Source organism: Chitinimonas sp. BJB300 (assembly GCF_002735695.1).
Classification (GTDB): Bacteria; Pseudomonadota; Gammaproteobacteria; order Burkholderiales; family Chitinimonadaceae; genus Chitinimonas.
This window is the reverse complement of sequence record NZ_PDZH01000003.1, coordinates 25,649-46,318: the sequence shown is the minus strand read 5'-3', so window position 1 is coordinate 46,318 and position 20,670 is coordinate 25,649. Positions and strand designations below refer to the sequence as shown.

At 55.7% G+C, this 20,670-nt stretch carries 15 protein-coding genes; 11 read left to right on the top strand and 4 right to left on the bottom strand.

The features are described from left to right. Positions 1 to 69: 69 nt before the first annotated feature. From prsT to CSQ89_RS00955, 4 genes are all read right to left on the bottom strand, one after another. Entirely contained in the window at positions 70 to 2,862 is a 2,793-nt protein-coding gene (gene prsT, locus CSQ89_RS00970; protein WP_099404324.1) for an XrtA/PEP-CTERM system TPR-repeat protein PrsT, read from the bottom strand. 24 nt (positions 2,863 to 2,886) lie between these two features. Then, a complete protein-coding gene (prsR, locus tag CSQ89_RS00965) occupies positions 2,887 to 4,245 on the bottom strand; it encodes a PEP-CTERM-box response regulator transcription factor (protein WP_099404323.1) in 1,359 nt (452 codons plus the stop codon). Further along, complete coding sequence (gene prsK, locus CSQ89_RS00960; RefSeq protein WP_099404322.1) at positions 4,242 to 6,356, bottom strand: XrtA/PEP-CTERM system histidine kinase PrsK; 2,115 nt, start codon at positions 6,354 to 6,356, stop codon at positions 4,242 to 4,244. The genes prsR and prsK overlap by 4 nt, the downstream gene beginning before the upstream one ends. A 272-nt stretch (positions 6,357 to 6,628) precedes the next feature. Then, positions 6,629 to 8,011, bottom strand: a complete 1,383-nt coding sequence (locus tag CSQ89_RS00955) for a TIGR03013 family XrtA/PEP-CTERM system glycosyltransferase (protein WP_099404321.1) — start codon at positions 8,009 to 8,011, stop codon at positions 6,629 to 6,631. A gap of 476 nt (positions 8,012 to 8,487) precedes the next feature. Between CSQ89_RS00955 and CSQ89_RS00950 the strand changes: the two genes are divergently transcribed. From CSQ89_RS00950 to CSQ89_RS00900, 11 genes are all read left to right on the top strand, one after another. Then, positions 8,488 to 8,739 carry an acyl carrier protein gene (locus CSQ89_RS00950; protein ID WP_099404320.1) on the top strand — a complete coding sequence of 84 codons (252 nt, stop codon included), beginning with the start codon at positions 8,488 to 8,490 and terminating at the stop codon, positions 8,737 to 8,739. Positions 8,740 to 8,753: 14 nt separating this feature from the next. Next, positions 8,754 to 9,578 carry a hydrolase 2, exosortase A system-associated gene (locus CSQ89_RS00945; protein ID WP_099404319.1) on the top strand — a complete coding sequence of 275 codons (825 nt, stop codon included), beginning with the start codon at positions 8,754 to 8,756 and terminating at the stop codon, positions 9,576 to 9,578. After that, positions 9,575 to 10,555, top strand: coding sequence for a hydrolase 1, exosortase A system-associated (locus tag CSQ89_RS00940; protein WP_099404318.1), 981 nt, complete (start codon positions 9,575 to 9,577; stop codon positions 10,553 to 10,555). Before CSQ89_RS00945 ends, CSQ89_RS00940 begins: the two co-directional genes overlap by 4 nt. Positions 10,556 to 10,710: 155 nt before the next feature. Beyond that, the gene (locus CSQ89_RS00935; RefSeq protein ID WP_099404317.1) at positions 10,711 to 11,907 is read left to right on the top strand and encodes a DegT/DnrJ/EryC1/StrS family aminotransferase; all 1,197 of its coding nucleotides are present in this window, start codon (positions 10,711 to 10,713) and stop codon (positions 11,905 to 11,907) included. Further along, positions 11,894 to 13,198, top strand: a complete 1,305-nt coding sequence (locus CSQ89_RS00930) for a glycosyltransferase (RefSeq protein ID WP_233202928.1) — start codon at positions 11,894 to 11,896, stop codon at positions 13,196 to 13,198. Before CSQ89_RS00935 ends, CSQ89_RS00930 begins: the two co-directional genes overlap by 14 nt. A gap of 35 nt (positions 13,199 to 13,233) precedes the next feature. Next, complete coding sequence (locus CSQ89_RS00925; protein ID WP_099404315.1) at positions 13,234 to 14,301, top strand: GNAT family N-acetyltransferase; 1,068 nt, start codon at positions 13,234 to 13,236, stop codon at positions 14,299 to 14,301. Positions 14,302 to 14,379: 78 nt separating this feature from the next. Continuing rightward, complete coding sequence (locus CSQ89_RS00920; protein WP_158228846.1) at positions 14,380 to 15,855, top strand: lipopolysaccharide biosynthesis protein; 1,476 nt, start codon at positions 14,380 to 14,382, stop codon at positions 15,853 to 15,855. Between the two features lie 45 nt (positions 15,856 to 15,900). Next, positions 15,901 to 17,490, top strand: coding sequence for an acyl-CoA ligase (AMP-forming), exosortase A system-associated (locus tag CSQ89_RS00915; protein WP_099404313.1), 1,590 nt, complete (start codon positions 15,901 to 15,903; stop codon positions 17,488 to 17,490). An 18-nt stretch (positions 17,491 to 17,508) separates the two neighbouring features. Then, positions 17,509 to 18,753 carry a pyridoxal-dependent decarboxylase, exosortase A system-associated gene (locus CSQ89_RS00910; protein ID WP_099404312.1) on the top strand — a complete coding sequence of 415 codons (1,245 nt, stop codon included), beginning with the start codon at positions 17,509 to 17,511 and terminating at the stop codon, positions 18,751 to 18,753. Positions 18,754 to 18,762: 9 nt separating this feature from the next. Continuing rightward, on the top strand, positions 18,763 to 19,809 hold the full coding sequence (locus CSQ89_RS00905) for an acyltransferase family protein (protein WP_099404311.1): 1,047 nt from the start codon (positions 18,763 to 18,765) through the stop codon (positions 19,807 to 19,809). Then, positions 19,809 to 20,660, top strand: a complete 852-nt coding sequence (locus tag CSQ89_RS00900; protein ID WP_099404310.1) for a sialate O-acetylesterase — start codon at positions 19,809 to 19,811, stop codon at positions 20,658 to 20,660. The genes CSQ89_RS00905 and CSQ89_RS00900 overlap by 1 nt, the downstream gene beginning before the upstream one ends. Positions 20,661 to 20,670: the final 10 nt, after the last annotated feature.

Genomic DNA, 20,670 nt, shown 5'->3' with positions numbered 1-20,670 from the left:
TGAACACTTGCTCTTGTCAGACGGTCCATTCCCACCGACAAAAACGGGTTCCCGATACACCAGCCCGGTTTACAAGGTCTTGAGCAACTGGCCGACTTCCGCCTGGGCAGGCAGCTTGTCGCCCAATTTGGTCAGGCCTTCCAACTCCTTGCGCGCTTGATCCTTCTGCCCGGCCTTGATCAAAGCCTTGGCAAGATTCAACCGCACCTGAGGGGCTTCCGGCGCCAAAGCCACTGCTTTCCTCAGCAGTTCCAGCCCACGCGCGGATTCGCCCTTGTCCACCAGCAACACCCCCAGGGTATCCATCATGGCCGGTTGGTCCGGTGCCAGCTTAAAGGCCTGCTCGGCATAACCCAGCGCTTGCGGGTCGTCAAACTGCGCGGCGGTCCAAGCAAGGTTGTTAAGTAGGACAGGGTCGCCCGGGTTCATGGTCAGCAGCTTGCGATAATGCATTGCCGCAGTGCGAAAATCCTTGCGCCGCCCCGCCGCTTCGGCAAGATAAAGCGGGAACGCGCTATCTTTAGGGTGCTCGCCAAGCCAAGCGGCGGAAAATGCATCTGCTCCTGCCTGATTGGTCTTGAGCAACAAATCGTGCAACCGAATGGCCAGCAAAGGCGCTTCGGTTTGCTTGATGCCCAAGCGGTAAATCTGCTCCGCCTCCGACCAAGCTTTGGCTACGGTATGTACATTGCCTTCCAAGACATAGCCCACGGCTTCTTTGGGACGTTGCTTTTGTAGTTCACGTGCGCCAGCCAATGCCTCCTTGGTTCGTCCTGCCTCAAGGTCGAGCATCACAATCCCGTGTTGTGCTTCCAGCAGATCCGGCTTCACACCCAGTGCACGCCTAAGGCTGGCTTGGGCGGCATCCTTGTTGTTCGCCTCCAGTTGAACCTGGGCAATCCGCAAATAGGGCTGAGGCGAACTTGGCAGCAGTTGCGCCAGTTTATTGAATGTCGCTAACGCTTGGTTCAAATCACCTGCCGCACTTTGTGCACGGCCAGCAATATCAAGAATTTCTGGCTTGTCCGACAACTTTGCCAAGGCATCCTGCGCAGCCACGACTGCACTCTTTGTATCGCGATTGCTAAGGTAGCTTGAGATCAACACCACGCGAGGACGAACCTCGTCAGGCGCCGCGGTCACCGCTTTATTGATTGTGGCCATCACCTCGCTCCGCTTGCTACCTGTCTTGGCTTGCAGCTCGGCCAGCGCCAATATGGCTTGGAAGTTCTTCGGGTCGCGCGAAATCATCGCCTCGAAACGCTTCTTGCCTTCGGCCGGCTTTTTATCGCGCAAGTCCAGCCCCGCCAGATTGCTGTTCGCGGCAAAGTCATTTGGCTCTTTGGTCAACGCCACTTCAAAACTCTTGCGTGCACCAGCTATATCCTGCTTACCCATCAAGGCAGAACCGCGCAGATTATTTGCCAGTGCCGCTTTAGGCTGTTTCGCTTCCAATTTGGCAATCGCGGCCAAGGCCAAATCAAACTCCTGGCGACGCAAATGTGCCGTAATCAACGCCAAGTCAGCATTGATCGTGTTATCAACCTCAACGGCTTTTTCCAGCTCGGCTATCGCGAGTTTGCTGTCACCCTTGGCCATATGCGACATCGCCAATGCAGTACGCTTCCGGCTGCTTTTTGGGTCCAACGCTGATGCCTTGGTGAAATAGGCGGCCGCCTTGTCCACCTCGCCTGCCCGTACGTAGACCTCGCCAGCCAACGCCAACATGTTTGAGTCGGCATCAATCTTATTCAGCAGCGGCTCAAGGGTGGTCAGCGCTTTATCGTACTGCCCACTGTGCAGATAGCTCATCACCAACGCCCGGCGCGCTGAATAGGAATCAGGCATGCGCGACAAGACCTTCAGCAGATGCGATTCCGCACGGGTATAGGATTTGAGTTCATATTCAATCGCCCCCGCCAACTGTAGTCCGACGAGATTGTCCGGCACCATGCCGAGGAACTGATCAATTGCCTCCTTCGCCACTGGGAATTTGCGCTGCTGCAACGCCAACCTGGCCTCAAGCAGCTTGGTCTGCGGGTGCTTGGGCGCGATCTTGCGCAGCTGCTCCATCTGCTTGCTGACCTCATCGAGCTTATTGTCATCCAATAGTCGTGTCACCAGCGCAACATGGGCAGGCAGATAGTCTGACTTCGCCTCAAGCGCACGACGGTAAGCAGCCGTGGCAGCATCGCCCTGTTTCTGGGCTTGCAAGACATCGCCTTTGACCAGCCACGCTTCATACAACTTAGGCGATTTGGACAAGACCCCTTCCAACATGCTCAGTGCCCCTGGCAGGTCGCCGCTGGTGGCCGTCATCTGGGCTTGCCCGACGATGGCGAGCTGGTAGTCAGGCTTTGCGTCGAGCGCAGCTTTGAAGGCAGCCGCTGCGAGGTCCGATTTTTCCTGGGCAAGGTATGCTCGGCCTACCGTGGTATGAAGCTCAGCTTTACTCTCTGCATTGGCAAGCTGCACATTTGCCATCTCATCCGTCAGCTTTTTGGCCGAACCTTGGGCCAACAAGGCACGCGCTAGCATCGGCATGGTCTGTTCTGCCGAGTAATTCAGTTCCTTGGCTTTGCGCAATTCCACTTCCGCCGCCCTCGGGTCATCGCTTTCCAGCAAGGCTTTACCTAGCAGAAAGCGCGCCTCTGGGATATTCGGGTCGATCTGCAAAGCATTTTTCAGCTGGATAAGTGCGGCTTTGTTGTCGTTCTGGGCCAAATAGGTCTTGGCCGAGGTCAGCATGACTTCTGAGTTTTCCTTGCTGCACCCCAGCAAAAGCAAACTCAGTAACAAGGCTGAAGCAAGCGGTCTACAAACGGGATGCCGGATAGTCACAGTTGGGGGTCTCAAAGTCATGAATGGTTCAAATCTGAATCTGGGTTACTTCAAGCCAAATCGGTGCATCAAATCGTAGAGCGTGGGGCGGCTTACACCCAGCAATTCAGCGGCTTTTACCACATTGCCGTCTACACGCCCCAATGCCGCAATCACCACGCGCTTTTCTGCATCATCGCGAGACTGGCGTAAATCCAATGCCGCAGCTTCACCAACATCAGGTGTTTCAAGGCCGATATCCTCACGGGTAATCTGATTCCCATCCGCCATGATCACCGCGCGTTTAACGCAATTCTCCAGTTCACGCACATTGCCGGGCCATGTATGCGCTTCAATCGCCCTTACCGCGTCCTCCCGCAAAACCATGGCGCCGCGTTTTTGCTCGGCAGAGAAACGACGGACAAAGGCATGTGCCAACAATGCTGCATCTCCCTGCCGGGCGCGCAATGGCGGTACATTGACGACAATCTCCGCCAAGCGATAGTACAGGTCCTCCCGGAACCTCCCCTCTTTGATCAGGTTACGAAGGTCCTGATGTGTGGCGCAAACAATACGGATATCGATAGGGATCTCAGATCGGCCACCCAATCGTTCGATTACCCGCTCTTGCAAAAAGCGTAAAAGCTTCGCCTGAAGAGAGTGAGGCAGGTCGCCTATCTCATCCAGCATCAAGGTGCCATGGTTCGCCGATTCGATCTTGCCGGGTGTGGTTTTCGCCGCACCGGTAAAGGCGCCTTTTTCGTAGCCAAACAGCTCACTTTCCAACAGGTTGTCGGGAATCGCAGCGCAGTTGATGGCAACGAAGCGCTCGCCCCGTCGGCTGGAGGAGTCATGCACTGCGCGCGCAAGTAGTTCCTTGCCTGTACCGCTTTCACCCAGCAACAACACGGTTGCATCGCTCACTGCCACCTTTTCAATGGTGCGGCACACTTTCAATAACTCAGGGTCACGCGTGACCAACCCGGACAAGACATCCGGCTGCTGCATTTGCTGCAAGCGGCTGTTTTCCTGCTGCAGGTCATAAAGGTGAAAAGCCCGGTTGATGGTCAACCCCAGCATGTCGACTTCAAATGGCTTGGAAAAAAAGTCGTACGCTCCCAGGCCCACGGCACGCAATGCATTCGCGCGGTCGTTCTGCCCCGTCAATACAATCACCTTGGTGTCGGGTGCAGCCTCCAGTATCTGTTCCAGCAGCTTGAAGCCCTCCGATACCGAGCTTTCATCCGGCGGCAAACCCAAGTCCATGGTAACCACGGCGGGCTGGTGACGCCTTACCTGCACCAGCGCACTCTCTCTATCGCTTGCGGTGAGCGTTTCATAACCATCAAACGCCCAGCGTAATTGCTTTTGTAACGCGGGGTCGTCCTCAACAATCAATAACGGCCGCAATTTATCTGCGCTCATTTTGCCTCCGATGGTGTCAGGCTGTTATCTGTGTACTGGGTAGACTCGAACAGGGGTAATAGCAGACTGATCTGTGTCCCCTTATCTACTACACTGTCAACCAGTACCTTGCCGTCCAACTCTTGCACATACTGAAAACTTTCATAGGCACCTATGCCCATACCTGCCGGCTTTGTAGTCTGAAACGGCTTGAAGAAACGCTCCCGTAGAAATTCGGCGCTCATGCCATGGCCGGTATCCCCAATCTCAACCCGGGCATGCGGCCCCTGCCGCAAGAGGCGCACCCAGACCCTGCCTGTTTCTGGCGTGGCATCCAAAGCGTTCTGGACGATATGCCCGATAACCCGCTCTATCCTGTCTTCATGCACCCGCGCCACAACCCTTTCCAACAATTCGATATCCACCTTGCGCAGTTGCGCCGCCTTGGCGGCCTGGATACGGCGGATTACCTCGCCAAGCTCAACACCGCGTGGGCTGTTGATCGGCGTCGCCCCCTCCAGCAACTGCATCATCAATTGCCGCATACGCTCAACGGCGTTCTCCACCGTCATCAACATATCCTGCTGAAACTCGGGGTTGTCCTTGTGTCGTTCTGCGTTCTTCAGCATCAGCGCCAATTGCGTCACGATGTTTTTCAAGTCATGCACTACAAAGGCCGACATACGATTGAATGCATCGAATTTCCTGGCCTCCAGGAGTGCTTCAGTCGCCTGCATCTGTCCCAGGAATGCCCCCGCCTGCCGCCCAGCTGTTTTCAGTAAGTCGTTTACTTCCCAATTCACATCCATGGTGGTGCGTGCGGTAGCCAAAACCACGAAGCCGATCAATTCCGTCTGTGTGCCGACAGGAATCACCAGCCAGGCATTGGGGACTTCAATAAGCCAGGCTGGTAACAATAGCTTGTCGTAACGACCAGGGAGGGAGCGATATTCCTCAAGGTTGATAACCCAGCCGCTTTCACTGAGGAATTTGCACAGCGAACTGTCCAGTTCCTCTGTAGCAGTAGAGGCCGTCAAATTCCAAGTGGCGGCCTGCGTGAAATAGCCGGCCCCCTCATCTTTCAACCACAGGGCCCCGGCCGGGCTCTCCACCATGTCAGCCAAACCGCGGACTACCTGCTGGCCTAACTCCGACGACACCCCCAAAGATGAAAGCGTCTGCGTAAAGCGCAGCCACTGTTCCCGATAGTCGTAGCGATAACTGAAGAAGTGCTTGCCGATCTGTACACGCAGCTTGGCGCGGATTGATTCGGACAGGGTAAGGATGCCGAGTATCAACATCGCCACAAAGAGTACCGCCAGCTGTAGCGCACGCCCCCACTCACCACCGAAGTAACGAACGTAATAGCCCGCCCCGGCCACCAACAGCAGATAGACGCCAACGCCTATCAGCGTTGCTGATTGCAGCGCAGCCCGCTTCGACAAGACGATCCGGGCTTTCCAGTCTCGACTGCGAATGGTGGACATGGCGATCAAGGGCGCGGCCAAGGCATGCACAAAGCCACGGATACTGTATGCATCAGCATCCAGATGCGAAAACAGCAAGGCATCGGAATAGAGATACAGATCAAAGAAAGATACCCCGCTTACGCCCAGACAAAGCGGCTTTATGCTCCATCGCGCGTCCGCAGCAACATTTCGGAATAGTTGCTCGACAAGGACAAGCGTCAATACGCTCAAGGCAAGGGAGTCAACCAACGCCAAGTGGGCGGATAAGGCGCTATAGGCTTCCCCCCCAAAGACGGCAAGCAGCTGTACGGCAAGGCCCATCAAAACAAGCGTGACGGTTACCCCTGCCAAATAGTGCAAACGACGCGGCAAACGGTCGTCGTTAGCCGGTTCGGTCTTGAGCAAGACCAACAAGAAACCGCACCACGCCCCAATCCGCAGTAGATCAAGTAAATGAGTGCTCAGCAGGAAGAGCAGCGTACCCCAAAGCCCGAACAGCACCCCGCCCCATGCCCACAATGCAGACAAGCCTGCCGCGCAGAGCACAAACCCACTCCGCAAACCATTGCGCGCGCTATTGAACAGGTACAGCCAGAATACCGTATAGACAAACCCCGCCAGCCCGTAGCTCCAGGCTGCAACCGTTGCAGTATGTGCATTCATCAGGCGCTCAGAAACCTCTGCCTACACGATTTGAATCGGTTCACGAAGTGTAAGTGCCTATTCCATCCCCGTTGCGAGGGGGCTTTCCCAAGCCCATTTGCGGTAAGGCTTTGAACAGGCGCCAACAAGCAGCACTTAACAAGGTGATGTACAACTTCAAAACCAGCCTGTACTTGCGTACAGGCTGGTTTTGGGTCTTCCATGCGCCTTGTTGAGCACCACCTATTAAGACTAGTCACAGAGTCTGACAACAGTCACCTCAACCCACTTGGTCAATTCGCACCCTTCCCCGTCAACACTACGCCCACGGTCTCGAACAAGACCACCATATCCAGGAACAAGGTGTGATTCTTTACGTAGTAAAGGTCGTACTGAAGCTTTTGCAATGAGTCATCAATCGAAGCGCCGTAGTGATAATTGACCTGCGCCCAACCCGTCACACCGGGTTTGACACTATGCCGCACAGCATAGAAGGGAATTTCCCGAGTCAGCTGGTCCACAAAATAAGGGCGTTCCGGACGGGGACCTACCAGGCTCATTTCTCCCACCAATACACTATAGAGCTGTGGCAACTCATCAATACGCAACTTACGGATTACACGCCCCACGCGGGTTACACGTGCATCATTTTGCGTTGCCCACCGTGGCGTACCATCACGCTCGGCGTCGTGACGCATGCTGCGAAACTTGATCACATTGAATAAGCGGCCATTCAAGCCGACACGCTCTTGCTTGTAGAGAATCTTTCCGCCATCTTCAAATGCAATAAGAATCGCGGTCAGCAACATCACAGGGAGCGCCAAAATCAGCAAAATCGACGAAGCGACGAGATCGAAAACCCGTTTGACGACAGTACGTACCCGGCCTTGCCGAAAACCGTCGCCGAAAATCAACCACCCCGCCCGCAGCGAGTCGAGCCGGATCTGACCCAATGCCCTTTCGAAATAACTCGCCAAATCCAGCACCCGAACACCGGAAAGCTTGCAGTCGAGTAATTCCCGCAGCGGTAAGACACCGCCCCGGCGCTCTTTAACCGCGACGATAATTTCGTTTACTTTCAATGCGCTTGCCGTGTCGAACAAAAGCCTTTCGCGAGAAAGCAGCGATGCCCCCGGCACCACTGTCTCGGTATCTGTCGGGCTCGGATAAAAACCCATAATTTGAATATCGGGGTCGGACTTTTTCAGTACCGCACCAACGGTATCTGCCTCGGCGCCTGCGCCAAAGATCAATACACGGTGGGTTAATACAGCGGCACCAGTGTTATGCGCTGCATATAAGCGATAAGCGAGCGTACCGAATAAGGCAGTAAGCCCCGATAACAGCATCAACTCCCGATTAACATCCCGCGAAGCCAACCCTTTAAACACCAAATAAGCCAAGGGCACTGCAAGGCAAAGCGACAATATCGCCCGGGCTTGTGATTGGGCAACTGTTCGACTATGGACGCGTCGGTAAAAACCCAACAAAGCATTCAGTGTAATCATCATCATGGCGAAGATCATGGCAAATAAAACAGCCGTATCAAGGCTGCCGCCATGCTCTTGTCCGATCCAAAGTACCGCCATTGCGACGCAGACAACAGGAACCAATAAATCAAACGCTATCTGGAGAACTGTTTTCCAATGGAACCAATGACTGAACACTTTAATCACGATCGCCCCCTTGCAAGAACCACGTCGTAAATACGCTTTTCATTTTTTCCAAATACACCGGCTCAGACAAATATTTTCAACGATATTACAAAACACCGTCTTCCCTCCAGCCGAAACAAAGGCTAACACAGCCATTCTTTTCAAACTGTGACGGAATACACAAATCTTTCGGTATCTTGTATTACCTACAAATGACAATTGAATTAATGCCATTATCATGAATCGTTGATGTGCCTTTTTTGATTAAAAAAAACAGCACAATAATGCCAACAGCATTAAATATCGAATCACATATGAATATTATTATTCTCAAATTTTTAACGTAAATATCCATGGTGCGGAATCTAACCCACATACCCAAAACCAACAAAATCATGAATTACCAATAAACTTATTAATGGCGAGGCACCCTATCGCAAATAGCACTATTTTTGGTAGCCTCTAGCAAATTTGTCTTAACTTGCAATTGGAATGAGATGGATATACGACAGGAAGTCCTGCAAATACTGGATGATGTTTTAAGTCTAAAAGGCCGTAGCGCCTCATTTAGCAATGACACCCCCTTGTTGGGCGCTTTGCCTGAACTCGATTCCATGGCGGTTGTAGCGTTATTGACAATGCTTGAAGAAAACCTTGGATTAGCCGTAGCTGATGATGAAATCGACGGCAGCATCTTTGCAACAGTAGGCAACCTCGTAGGTTTTGTTCAAAGCAAGCTGGCTCATTGACCTCATTACCCACCATGCCGCTCGAAGCATTTTATCTTCCTACTGATGCAGGTCCTCGATTCTGCACATTGGCCCGGCCAGCACCATCGCAGGCTTGCCGGGGGACGGTGTTGTTTGTTCATGCATTTGCAGAAGAAATGAATAAATCGCGCCGGATGGTTGCCCTGCAGGCAAGAGACCTCGCCGCAGCCGGATACCTGGTATTGCAAATGGATTTGCATGGTTGTGGTGATAGCAGCGGTGACTTTGGGGACGCGAGCTGGGCTTCCTGGGTGGAAGATGTACTGATGGCAGTTCGATGGTTAAAGGCGCACCAGACCAGCAATGTCTGGCTTTGGGGGTTGCGCACCGGCTGCTTGCTGATCTGCGAGGCGGCGCGCCACATCGACGAACCCGTCAAGCTGTTGTTCTGGCAACCTGTTTTATCCGGCAAGCAGTTCTTGCAACAGTTCTTCCGCTTACAAACGGCCGGTGAAATGCTTGGGAAGGAAGAAAAGGGCAGCGCGGCACGCCTAAGGGAACAAGTCGCTGCGGGTAATGCGGTGGAAATCGCGGGCTATCAGTTGTCCCCGGCGCTGGTAAATGGCTTGGAACAAGCTGAGTTGATGCCACCCATATATAAAGGCGAGCTTGTCTGGCTGCAGGTCGCCAGCAAGGCGGATTCGCCGCTTCCTCCTAACGCCCAATCAAGCATCGAACACTGGCGCAACGAAGGGCATGTGGTTCAAGCCGCATCAGTAGGTGGGCCCGCATTTTGGCAAACCACCGAGATCAGCGACTGCCCAGCCTTGCTGACAGCTTGTACCACCACACTCCAGCAAGCCGGGGGCATGCAATGAGCCCTATCGAATCTGCGCTGACCTTTGCCTGCCACGATGAACAATTGGTCGGCGTACTTGCCAGCCCTTCCACCGCCAGTACGGAAATAGGTGTGCTGATTCTGGTTGGCGGCCCGCAATACCGGGCAGGTAGCCATCGCCAATTCACCCTGCTGGCAAGGCAACTCGCCAATCGCGGTTACCCCACGCTTCGCTTTGATTACCGTGGCATGGGAGATAGCAGCGGCAGCATACGGTCCTTCGAAGAGGTAGACGACGATATCGCCGCAGCCCTTGCAGCATTCCAAGCCGGTAACCCTGTTGTCCGCCAATTTGTGCTGTGGGGGCTTTGCGATGCTGCTTCGGCCGCACTGCTGTATTGGCAGCGCACAAAAGACGCTCGTATCGCTGGCCTATGCCTGCTGAACCCTTGGGTACGGTCAACCGAAACGCTGGCGCGTGCCCAAGTAAAGCATTACTACCTGCAGCGATTGCTGCAACGGGCGTTCTGGCTGAAGCTCAGTCGTGGTGGGGTCGCCATCATGCCCAGTGTGCGCGAATTCCTGCAAAAGCTGACTCAGCTGTTTGCGTCAGGTCATGGGGTTGCTGGCCCAGTTAGCTTTCAGCAAAGAATGAGGATGGGATGGGACAGCTTTAAGGGTGAAATATTGTTGACGCTCAGCGGCCAGGACCTTACCGCCAAGGAATTTCTCGAACACGCCAACAGTGCCTTGGATTGGCAAGGTTTACTGACGCGCCCCAACATCACCCGCCGCGATATTCCCGCCGCAGACCATACCTTTTCATCCGCCTTATGGCGTGCCGAAGTAGAAAACATCACTGCCGACTGGCTGGATGAGAAATTCCCTTCAGCCCGCCACAGCACAGCCAACCCTGCCGTAGCAATAGATGAAATAACCAATCCCTTGCCGGCCGTACAACCCACAGCCACCGATTTTGCGCCTTACTCAGGCAAAGTGATTAGCGATGCGAAATAAATCATCCGAGAGGCAATCATCATGGCGATGATGAATCCCTCCCCCTCTTCCAACAGAAACCCGGCGGATTCGATACTGATTTTCACGGCATGAGCTGACTTCCACCTAATCAACCGTGAATACGCTGCCCCTTAATTCAGTCATGCAGAGCACCAATGCCCGCCATGTCGGCTTCAATTGAAAATCAAAAGGTCCGCCCTCCTATTCCGCGCCTTCCGGTGCTCGGATGGAACACGCTGGAGGGTGCCCGGCATTCGACTATCCCGTGCATACTGGAACACGCTGCAATTAAGTTCACCACCAGTGGCCGGGCCTCGATTCTGCTCGCGTTGGAAATGCTGGGTATCAAGGCTGGGGACAAGGTACTGGTGCCTACCTACCATTGCCCCACGATGGTCGCCCCGATTGTGGCCTTAGGTGCAAAGCCCGTGTTCTACCCCATCAATGCGGTAGGTGGTATTGATTTTGATTGGTTGGCTCAGCAAGACTTATTAAATATACGGGTCATTCTGGCGGCGCATTTTTTTGGGCTGCCACAACCCATGGGGGATTTGCGCCATTGGTGCGACACTCATCAAATCATCCTGATCGAGGACTGCGCCCACGCATTATTTGGCAGTACCGAAGGGCGGCCGATTGGAAGTTGGGGTGACTTGGCGATCGCCAGCCTCTCAAAGTTCCTCCCCGTCACCGAAGGGGGGTGTCTCACCATCAATATCCCCAGCACCAATATGCCGGCCCAAACCCGTACCGGTGTATTGCGACAAATAAAGGCTGCTATCGATATCGTTCATCTGGGCACCATATTCAAACGCTTTTATGGCTTGAATACTGCCCTTGCCGGCACATTCAGCCTGGTCAACACCCCCCGGAAAAAGCTGCGCAATATCCGCAGCACCAACGAAACCACATCGGCTGGTGTAGATAACCTGGAGGGGTTTTCAATCGATGTGCCGCTCTCGCACCAAGCGCTTACCCTCCCCTGTAGATGGTTGGCTAAACACTCGCCGCGCGCCCGTATTGTCGAGCAACGGCGCAAGCACTTTGCGTTGTTTCTCAAGGCGTTTGCCGACCACCCGAACGTCCGGCCACTAGTGAAATCCTTGCCGGAAAACTGTGCGCCTTATGTCTTCCCACTGTGGGTGGCTGATCCCGACCCAGGCTACCTCGCCCTACGTGAAATGGGCATTCCCCTCTCCCGCTGGGACCGCCCCTGGCCCAATGTGCCTATCATCGCGGGCGACCAAGGCGGCCTATGGTCGCACCACATATTGCAACTGCCTTGTCACCAGGATTTAAGCCCCGAAGATATGGGCATCCTGGTGCGAGAGATTCGCCGTGCCTATCATTGATGCCCCGGCTGATGTCACACAGCGGCACACCACCCCCCCCCAAAGGCACATCCTGATGATTGCCTACCACTTCCCGCCCCTGCAAGGCAGCAGCGGCATTTTGCGTACCTTGCATTTTGCCCGCGCCTTGCCAAATTTTGGTTGGACCCCTTCTGTGCTCAGCGCTGACATCCGCGCTTACGAAGCCACCAGCAATGATCTGCTCGACAAGGTACCGGCAGGGTTGCAGGTCCAGCGCGCGTTCGCACTCGATGCCAGCCGCCACCTCGCATTTTTTCGTCGCTACCCGGGCTGGTTGGCACGGCCAGACCGTTGGACCTCCTGGCTTGTCGGGGCGATTCCGGCAGGCCTGCGCATGATCCGCGCACGCAAGCCGGATTTGCTCTGGAGCACCTACCCTATCCCCAGCGCGCATCTGATCGGCTATTGGCTGGCGCGCATCACCGGTATTCCCTGGGTAGCAGACTTTCGTGACCCCATGGCGCATGCAGGCTACCCAGAAAACGCCAAAACATGGCAGAGCTACCTGAAAACCGAGCAGCGGGTATTTGCGCGCGCCAGCTTGGCTGTATTCGCCACCGAGGGCGCAGCACGCCTTTATAAAGAGCGCTATCCCTTTGCCGCAGCGCGCATCAAGGTGGTGGAAAATGGTTACGACGAAACCGCATTTCCCAGTACCCAGCCAAACCATTCCTCCCCCACATTAAACCCGGGGAAAATCACGTTATTGCATAGCGGCATTGTCTACCCGGCATGGCGCAACCCGGCTGCTTTGCTTTCTGCGGTGGCTATGCTGATCAAACAGGGGCAGTTGAACCCCAACCAATTCCGCCTTCGCTTTCGGGCACCGGTCCACGATGCGTTTCTGGCCAAGTTGGTCGACGAGCACCAATTGGGAACGGTTGTTGAAGTGCTTCCCGCCCTGGACTACGCGGCGGCAATTGGCGAAATGCTGGCGGCCGACGGCTTGTTTTTACTGCAATCAGCAGAATGCAACGACCAAATCCCTGCCAAGTTTTACGAATATCTGCGCGCCGGCAAACCCATCATCGCCTTCACAGACCCCGCCGGGGACACCGCAAGCGTGATGCATCAGGCTGGCCTACCCCATATTGCCGACCTGGATGACGCAGATGCCATTGCCCGTACCTTTCTGCCATTCGTCCAGGCCATTCAATCGAATACCGCCCCCATCGCCGACGCCAACTGCATAAGGCTTGCCGCGCGTGATGAACGGACACGCCAACTGGCGGGTTTACTCGATGCATTACAACCGCAGCATCCATCGTAACGGTCAATGTGCAGCCATCTACCCAAGGGCGAGTCATGATTTGGCAAATTTATCCCGTAGAACAATTTCAAACACTGGCTGGTGAATGGGATGCGCTTTTACACGCCAGCGCGGATATCCCCTTTCTGGAAAGCGCTTTTTTGCTGCCTTTGCTCAAGGAATTTGGCAATCACCTGGAAGTTGTCGCGGTAGGTCGAGAAAACGGGCAAGCCCAGGCAGCCGCTATTCTTCAACCCGGCAAGCTGGGCTTGTGGGAAACCTTTCAACCTTCGCAGCTGCCGCTTGGCGCGTGGGTTGTCAAAGCAAGCCAGACGCTGGGCGACACAACCAGTTCACTGATCCCTGCCCTGCCCGGCCTCAGCCTCGGTATCGGCTTGTCCCAACTGGACCCTTTGCTGCAACAACGCCCAGAGGCAAGCCAACTTATTCGCACGCAAGACTATATCGACACGGCGTGGATTGATATTGAAAGTGACTTCGATACCTATTGGGAAGCGCGTGGCAAGAATCTGAAACAGAATGCGCGCAAACAACGCAACAAGCTGCAAACCGACGGCATTCATGTGCAAATGGACTGCATTCGCGACCCACAAGGCGTGGCCGATGCAATGCGTGACTATGGCACGCTGGAAAGTGCAGGCTGGAAAGCCGCCAATGGCACCGCCGTGCACCCCGATAATGCCCAGGGCCGGTTTTATCGCCAGATGTTGGAAAACTTTTGCGCGTTAGGCCGGGGGCGTATTTACCGTTACCGCTTTGACGATAAAGTCGTTTCCATGGATTTGTGCATCGACAATGGCAAAACCGTCGTCATTCTAAAAACCGCTTACGACGAGAGTTACAAGTCCATCTCGCCTTCCACCTTGATGCGGCAGGATCAATTCCAAGCCCTGTTCACGGAAGGCCAATTCAAGCGTATTGAGTTCTACGGAAAAGTCATGGAATGGCACACCCGCTGGGCAGAAGCCAAGCGGGTCATCTACCACGCCACGGCCTATCGCTGGTCTTTTCTGATGGCCCTGCACAACCGCATCAATCGTATGCGTCAGGAGAGAGAAGCGGCAAAGGTAAAAGAAGAAAAACCCGAGGTGGTCACCGAGTAATCGAATCACATCGTGTTTGGATAATTAGAAAATAAAATGGGGAAACATGCTTATTCAATCCAGCCAGGGCACCTTCACTTGAGCGAACCCACCACCAAATCGCTCTCGGTGCGCAAGGCATTGGTTTGGTCATTTGCCGAACGTTATGCCAGCCTGGTCATCACGCTGGTCAGCACCATGCTGCTGGCTCGTCTTTTAACGCCCGCCCAAGTCGGCGTGTTTTCGCTATGCGCCGCTTTCACCATATTGGCCAGCATTCTGCGTGACTTTGGCATTAGCGAATATTTGATTCAGGAAAAAGATTTAACCAAGGACAAACTCCAGGCTGCCTTCGGCATGGCTATCCTCACCGCCTGGTCCATCGCCGTGTTCATCCTGCTGTTTCGCCACGCCATGGCCGAGTTCTATGCCGAAGCCGGAGTTGCCCAGGTATTGGCAGTGATGAGCCTGAATTTCATTATCCTGCCCTTTGCCTCACCTGCTTTTGCCTTGCTTAACCGGGAAATGGCTTTCAAGAAGATATTCGTCATCCAGACGATATGCAGCCTTGTCCATGCCAGTACGGCTGTCACCCTGGCCTATTATGGACATGGTTATATGAGCCTGGCCTGGGCCCCCATCGCCAGCATTGTGGTACAGACCATCCTGGTGACGTGTTTAAGGCCCAAGGAATCCCTATTGATGCCTAATTTGGGTTCCGCCAAGGCGGTGTTGAATTATGGTCTGATGTTCGTCACCTCGCGAATGATTGAATCCACCACCCGCAATGCGCATGAATTCATCATCGCCAAGCAATTTGATTTCGGGTCGGTCGGGATATTCAGCCGAGCTTTCGGCTTGATTGAATTATTTTTTACCAATATCACCTCAGCCATCCTACGCGTCGCCAGCCCTAGCTTTGCGACAGATCACCGCGCCGGTATTCCGCTTGATGGCACGTTTTCACGCGGCACCGCCATTTTCACCAGCATCGGTTTTCCTTTCCTGGGCTTTATTTCGTTGATGTCGGGCGATGTCATCCAGGTGCTGTTTGGCCATCAGTGGGATGCTGCGGCCCCCATCGCCAGTGTGCTGGCCATCTCGCTGATACCGGCTTACCTGGTTGTACTCGCCCCCAACCTGCTGGCAGCAACGGGCAACGTGAAGCGGCGATTGCAGATTTCACTGTGGTATAGCCCGGTGCATCTGGTCGGCATCCTGGCGGCCTCGTTTGTCAGCCTCCAGGCAGTAGCCGCCATTTGGGGGCTCAGCAACATGGTCATGCTGCTCATGTATGGCCGCCACTTGGCGGTTGTACTCAATAAGCCGGCCCACCTGCTGTTTGCGCCCAGCCTGCGCAGTGCAATGGTGGCGGTTGTCTCGGTGCTCGGCCAATTTGCCACCCTGCATGTTTGCCAGCACTTTGATTTGCCCCCTCTCGTTAATTTGCTGCTGGTCGTTCCCGTTGGTGCCATCTGCTGGCTGGCTGCCATCAAGCTGCTGAAGCACCCGGTGTATGACGAAATTGTCCAGCTGATGGCGCGTTTTCGCGCCCGGGGCGCCCAGACCAGCTAGCGCTGACGCTGCGCCCCTTTAGAGCAAAGCCAAGAAAACCAAGCGATGACCCATACCATTCTTCTGCACGAATTGATCTTCGCCTCGGCCGCCACCGCGCCCGACGCCAAGGCGCTGACCTACCAAAACGCCAGCCTCACCTATGCCGAGCTGGCGGATAGCGTCCAGCGCTTCGCCCATGGTTTGCGCCAACTGGGCATGCAGCGGGGCGAGCGGGTAGCGATTTATCTGGAAAAGCGCTTTGAAACCGTGATCGCAAGTTTTGGCGCAACCGCCGCGGGCTGTGTGTTCGTACCGCTCAACCCCTTGCTGAAGTCCGATCAGGTCGGTTACATCCTGCGCGACTGCAATGTGCGTTTGTTGATCACCTCGCCGGAACGCCTGCCCTTATTAACCGGAGTATTACCTGACTGCCACGACCTGCGCCATTTGGTCGTACTGGGCAACGAGGCTTGCCCCGCACCCGGCACACTCAATACACAACAATGGGGCGACCTATTGGCGGCCCCACCTCATGCCGGGCATAGGCTGATCGATGTCGATATGGCTGCCATCCTCTACACCTCAGGCAGCACCGGCAAACCCAAGGGGGTGGTTCTATCGCACCGAAATATGGTGGCTGGCGCCAAGAGTGTGGCTAGCTATCTGGAAAACAAGCCGGACGACACCCTGCTGGCTGCGTTGCCTTTGTCGTTTGACGCCGGCTTCAGCCAGTTGACCACCGCCTTCCATACCGGCGCGCGTGTCGTGCTGCTCAACTACTTGCTGCCCAAGGATGTACTCAAGGCGCTGGAGCAGGAAAAAGTCACCGGCTTGACCGCCGTACCGCCGCTATATATCCAGTTGACGCAGCTTGAATGGCCTGCCGCCATTGGCCAGCACTTGCGTTACTTCGCCAACACCGGTGGCCGCATGCCACGCGAAACCCTGGATGCCCTGCGCAGCCGCCTGCCCCGCAGCAAGCCTTATCTGATGTATGGCCTTACCGAGGCTTTTCGCTCGACCTATCTCCCCCCCGAGGAGGTGGACCGGCGGCCAGACTCCATCGGCAAAGCAATTCCCAATGCTGAAATCCTGGTCTTGCGTGAGGACGGCACACCATGCGCCGCCCACGAACCCGGTGAGTTGGTACACCGTGGTGCATTGGTCGGCATGGGATATTGGAACGACCCGGACAAGACCGCCGAACGTTATAAGCCGCTTCCCGGCCGTGAAGCGGGCTTAGTACTGCAAGAACTCGCCGTGTTTTCAGGCGATACCGTACGCCAGGATGAAGACGGCTTTCTGTATTTCATTGGTCGGCGCGATGAAATGATCAAGACATCGGGCTATCGAGTCAGCCCCACGGAGGTCGAGGAAATCCTATACGCCACCAAGCTCGTGGGGGAATGCGTGGCATTTGGTGTCGACCACCCCAGCCTCGGACAGGCGATTCAAGTGATCGCCACCCCCAACGCAGACCATAGCCTCGACACCACCACATTGCTGGCCGAATGCCGCAGCCGCATGCCAGCCTACATGGTGCCGGCCGGCGTAGTGGTGCGTGAAGGCCCACTGCCACGCAACCCTAACGGCAAGATCGACCGCAAGACACTCTCGACCGAATGGCTCGAACAGCAAAGCACCACATCATGAACCATCAGGACCCCAGCCATGCAAGCTGCTGAACGCCAGCCCCCCCTCCATGCCACCATGGATCAGTTCCGCATCGCCAATGGCGAGCTGCTGATTGGCGGTATGCCGCTGAGCCGCTTGGCCGCCAGGGTCGGGCGTACCCCTTTCTATGCTTATGACCGCAGCCTGCTCAGCCAGCGGGTAGCGCAGTTACGGGCAGCCTTACCCAATTCCATCAAGCTGCACTACGCCATGAAGGCCAACCCCATGCCGGCAGTGGTGTGCCATATGGCCGGCTTGGTGGATGGCATCGACGTGGCCTCGGGTGGCGAGTTGCGTGTGGCGCTGGATAGCGGGGCGAATCCAGCTGATATCAGCTTTGCCGGGCCAGGTAAAAGTCGCGCCGAACTGGCGCAAGCCGTCGCAGCCAGCATTTTGATCAATATCGAATCCTTTCGTGAAGTGGCTATCCTGGCGGAGATCAGCCAAACCAGCGGCTATACGGCACGTGTGGCAGTGCGGGTGAATCCGGACTTCGAACTGAAGCACTCAGGCATGAAGATGGGCGGCGGCCCCAAGCAATTTGGCGTCGATGCCGAACAGGTGCCGGAATTACTCGCCCAAATCGGCAAGGCTGGCTTGGCGTTTGAAGGCTTTCATCTTTTCTCCGGCTCACAAAGCCTCAAGCCCGAAGCCATTGTCGACGCGCAAAGCCAAAGCTATACCCTGGCCCTGCGCTTGGCTGAATATGCCCCATCGCCCGTGCGCTTTCTCAATCTGGGCGGCGGCTTCGGCATTCCTTATTTTCCAGGCGAGCAGCGGCTGGATCTGCCCAGCATTGGTGCCAACCTGGCGGACTTGTCAAAGCGTGCCAGGCAGGACTTCCCCGCAGCGGAACTCGTCATCGAACTGGGACGCTATCTGGTGGGCGAAGCCGGCGTGTATGTCGCAGAAGTGATTGATCGCAAGGTATCGCGCGGGCAGGTCTACCTTGTCACCAACGGGGGCTTGCACCACCATCTGGCAGCTTCGGGTAACTTCGGGCAGGTGATCCGCAAAAACTACCCCGCCACCATCGGCAACCGAATGGACGGTGCAGTGGAACCCGGGATATCGGTAGTGGGCCCGCTCTGCACACCGCTTGATTTACTGGCCGACAAAATGGCGCTCGCCAAAGCCGACGTAGGCGACCTGGTCGTGATCTTCCAATCAGGCGCTTATGGTTTATCCGCCAGCCCACAAGCTTTCCTGGGCCATGAAGCACCGGCTGAAGTGCTGGTGTAAAGCCGCCCTATGTCGCAGCCCACCACACGCCGTATGACTGAAATCGACTCCCTGCGCGGCATTGCAGCCGTGCTGGTGGTGCTATTTCACTATACGACGCGCTATCAGGAGCTCTACGGTCACACTACAGTGCCGTTGTTCTCGCTGCCCTGGGGGCACTACGGCGTCAATCTGTTCTTCATGATCAGTGGCTTTGTCATCTTCATGACACTGGACAAGACCCGGCAATCACTGGACTTCGTCGTTTCGCGCTTTAGTCGCCTCTACCCAGCCTATTGGGTGGCGGTACCGCTGACTTTTATCATCACCAGCTGGTTGGGCCTGCCGGGCAAGACGGTAGGGCTGGAAAGCGCTGCCTGGAACCTCAGCATGTTCCATAACCTCTTCAAGGTGCCGCATGTCGATGGCGTGTATTGGACCCTGGAAGTCGAGCTGCTCTTCTATGCCTGGGCGTTGCTGGCCTTCCGCCTAGGTTGGCTGGGCCGCATCCATATGCTGCTGGGGGTATTGTTTGCCCTGCGTCTGGGTTATTTCGGTTTTGAGAAGCTATTCCAGATCGACCTCCCTTGGCTTGCCTTCCGCTTGCTGATTCTCAAGTTCATCCCCTGGTTTGGGGCCGGTATCATGATTTACCGCCTTACAAGCCGGCGCGGCCCACCGAAGCCCGATATTGCCATGCTATTGACGGCTATCGTTTTGCTGGGGGTTGTCGAATCGCCCATGCTTGCCCTGCTGGCCTGTGCATTAAGTGGGGTGTTATTCGCAGTCGCCACGGGCCGTTTGCCATTATTGACCCACCCGTGGCTGGTCTGGTTGGGTGCCATCTCTTATACGCTTTATCTGTTGCACGAGAATATTGGCTGGGCGGTGATGTTGCATTTGCAGCAGGCTGGCCTGAACGCCAACCTCACCATCCTGATCGCCTTGATCATTGCTTTGACATTGGCCCACTTGCTGAGCCGACTCGTGGAAAAACCTGCCATGCATTTCCTGCGCGAACGCTATAAGCGCTATCAACAGACACGTGCGCCGGTTGCCGTGTCGCGGGAGGCCTGATGCCAACGCGCGCCTACCCCATCATTGGCATTTGCCTCCTGCTGGCCGGGCTGTTGTGGCTGTTGCCGCGGCAACCGGTTGAAGCGGCAGATTCACTGGCGCAAAAACTGACGCAAATCCAACCCGCGCCGGCAAAGTCCGAACTCGTCTGCGCCGACCTGGCCAAGCAGCAACCTGTCGTGCTGCTGGTGCTTGGGCAATCGAACGCTGCCAATCATGCCGAGCTGGGCGATGCCAGCTATATCCCGCTCAACATCGTCAAAGACGGTCGCTGCTACAGCTCGACGGCACCGCTACCCGGCGGTACAGGGCGTGGCGCCAGCCTCTGGCCCCATGTCAGCCAGTACCTTGGCCATCAGCTGGGTGGACGCCCACTGGTGTATGCCCTCATCGCCATTGAAAGCACACCTATCGCCGACTGGGTGGGCAATGGCCCGCTGCAACAACATTGGCAACAACAGTTGGGCCAGCTCGCCGCCACCGGACTCACGCCATCCCTGGTGCTATGGCAACAAGGTGAGGCCGACGCCAAGGCAAAAACCAGCCAGGCAGATTACCGGCAAGCACTATTGAAACTACAGGCTGCACTACAGGCCGCCAAGGTCAGCGCACCGATTGTGGCGGCGCAATCCACCTACTGCCCCGGCGCCGATGGCAGCCAAGTACGGGCCGCCCTTGCCGATCTTACCCAGCACCAGGCCGGCTTCCTGCCAGGGCCAGATACAGATGACCTTCAAGGTGAGATGCGTTCGGGCGGCTGTCATTTCTCCGCCATAGGCCTGCGAATTGCTGCGCAGCGTTGGGCCAACACTCTCGAGCATGTCTCGAAGACCCTCAAACCCTGGACATAGACACGAACAC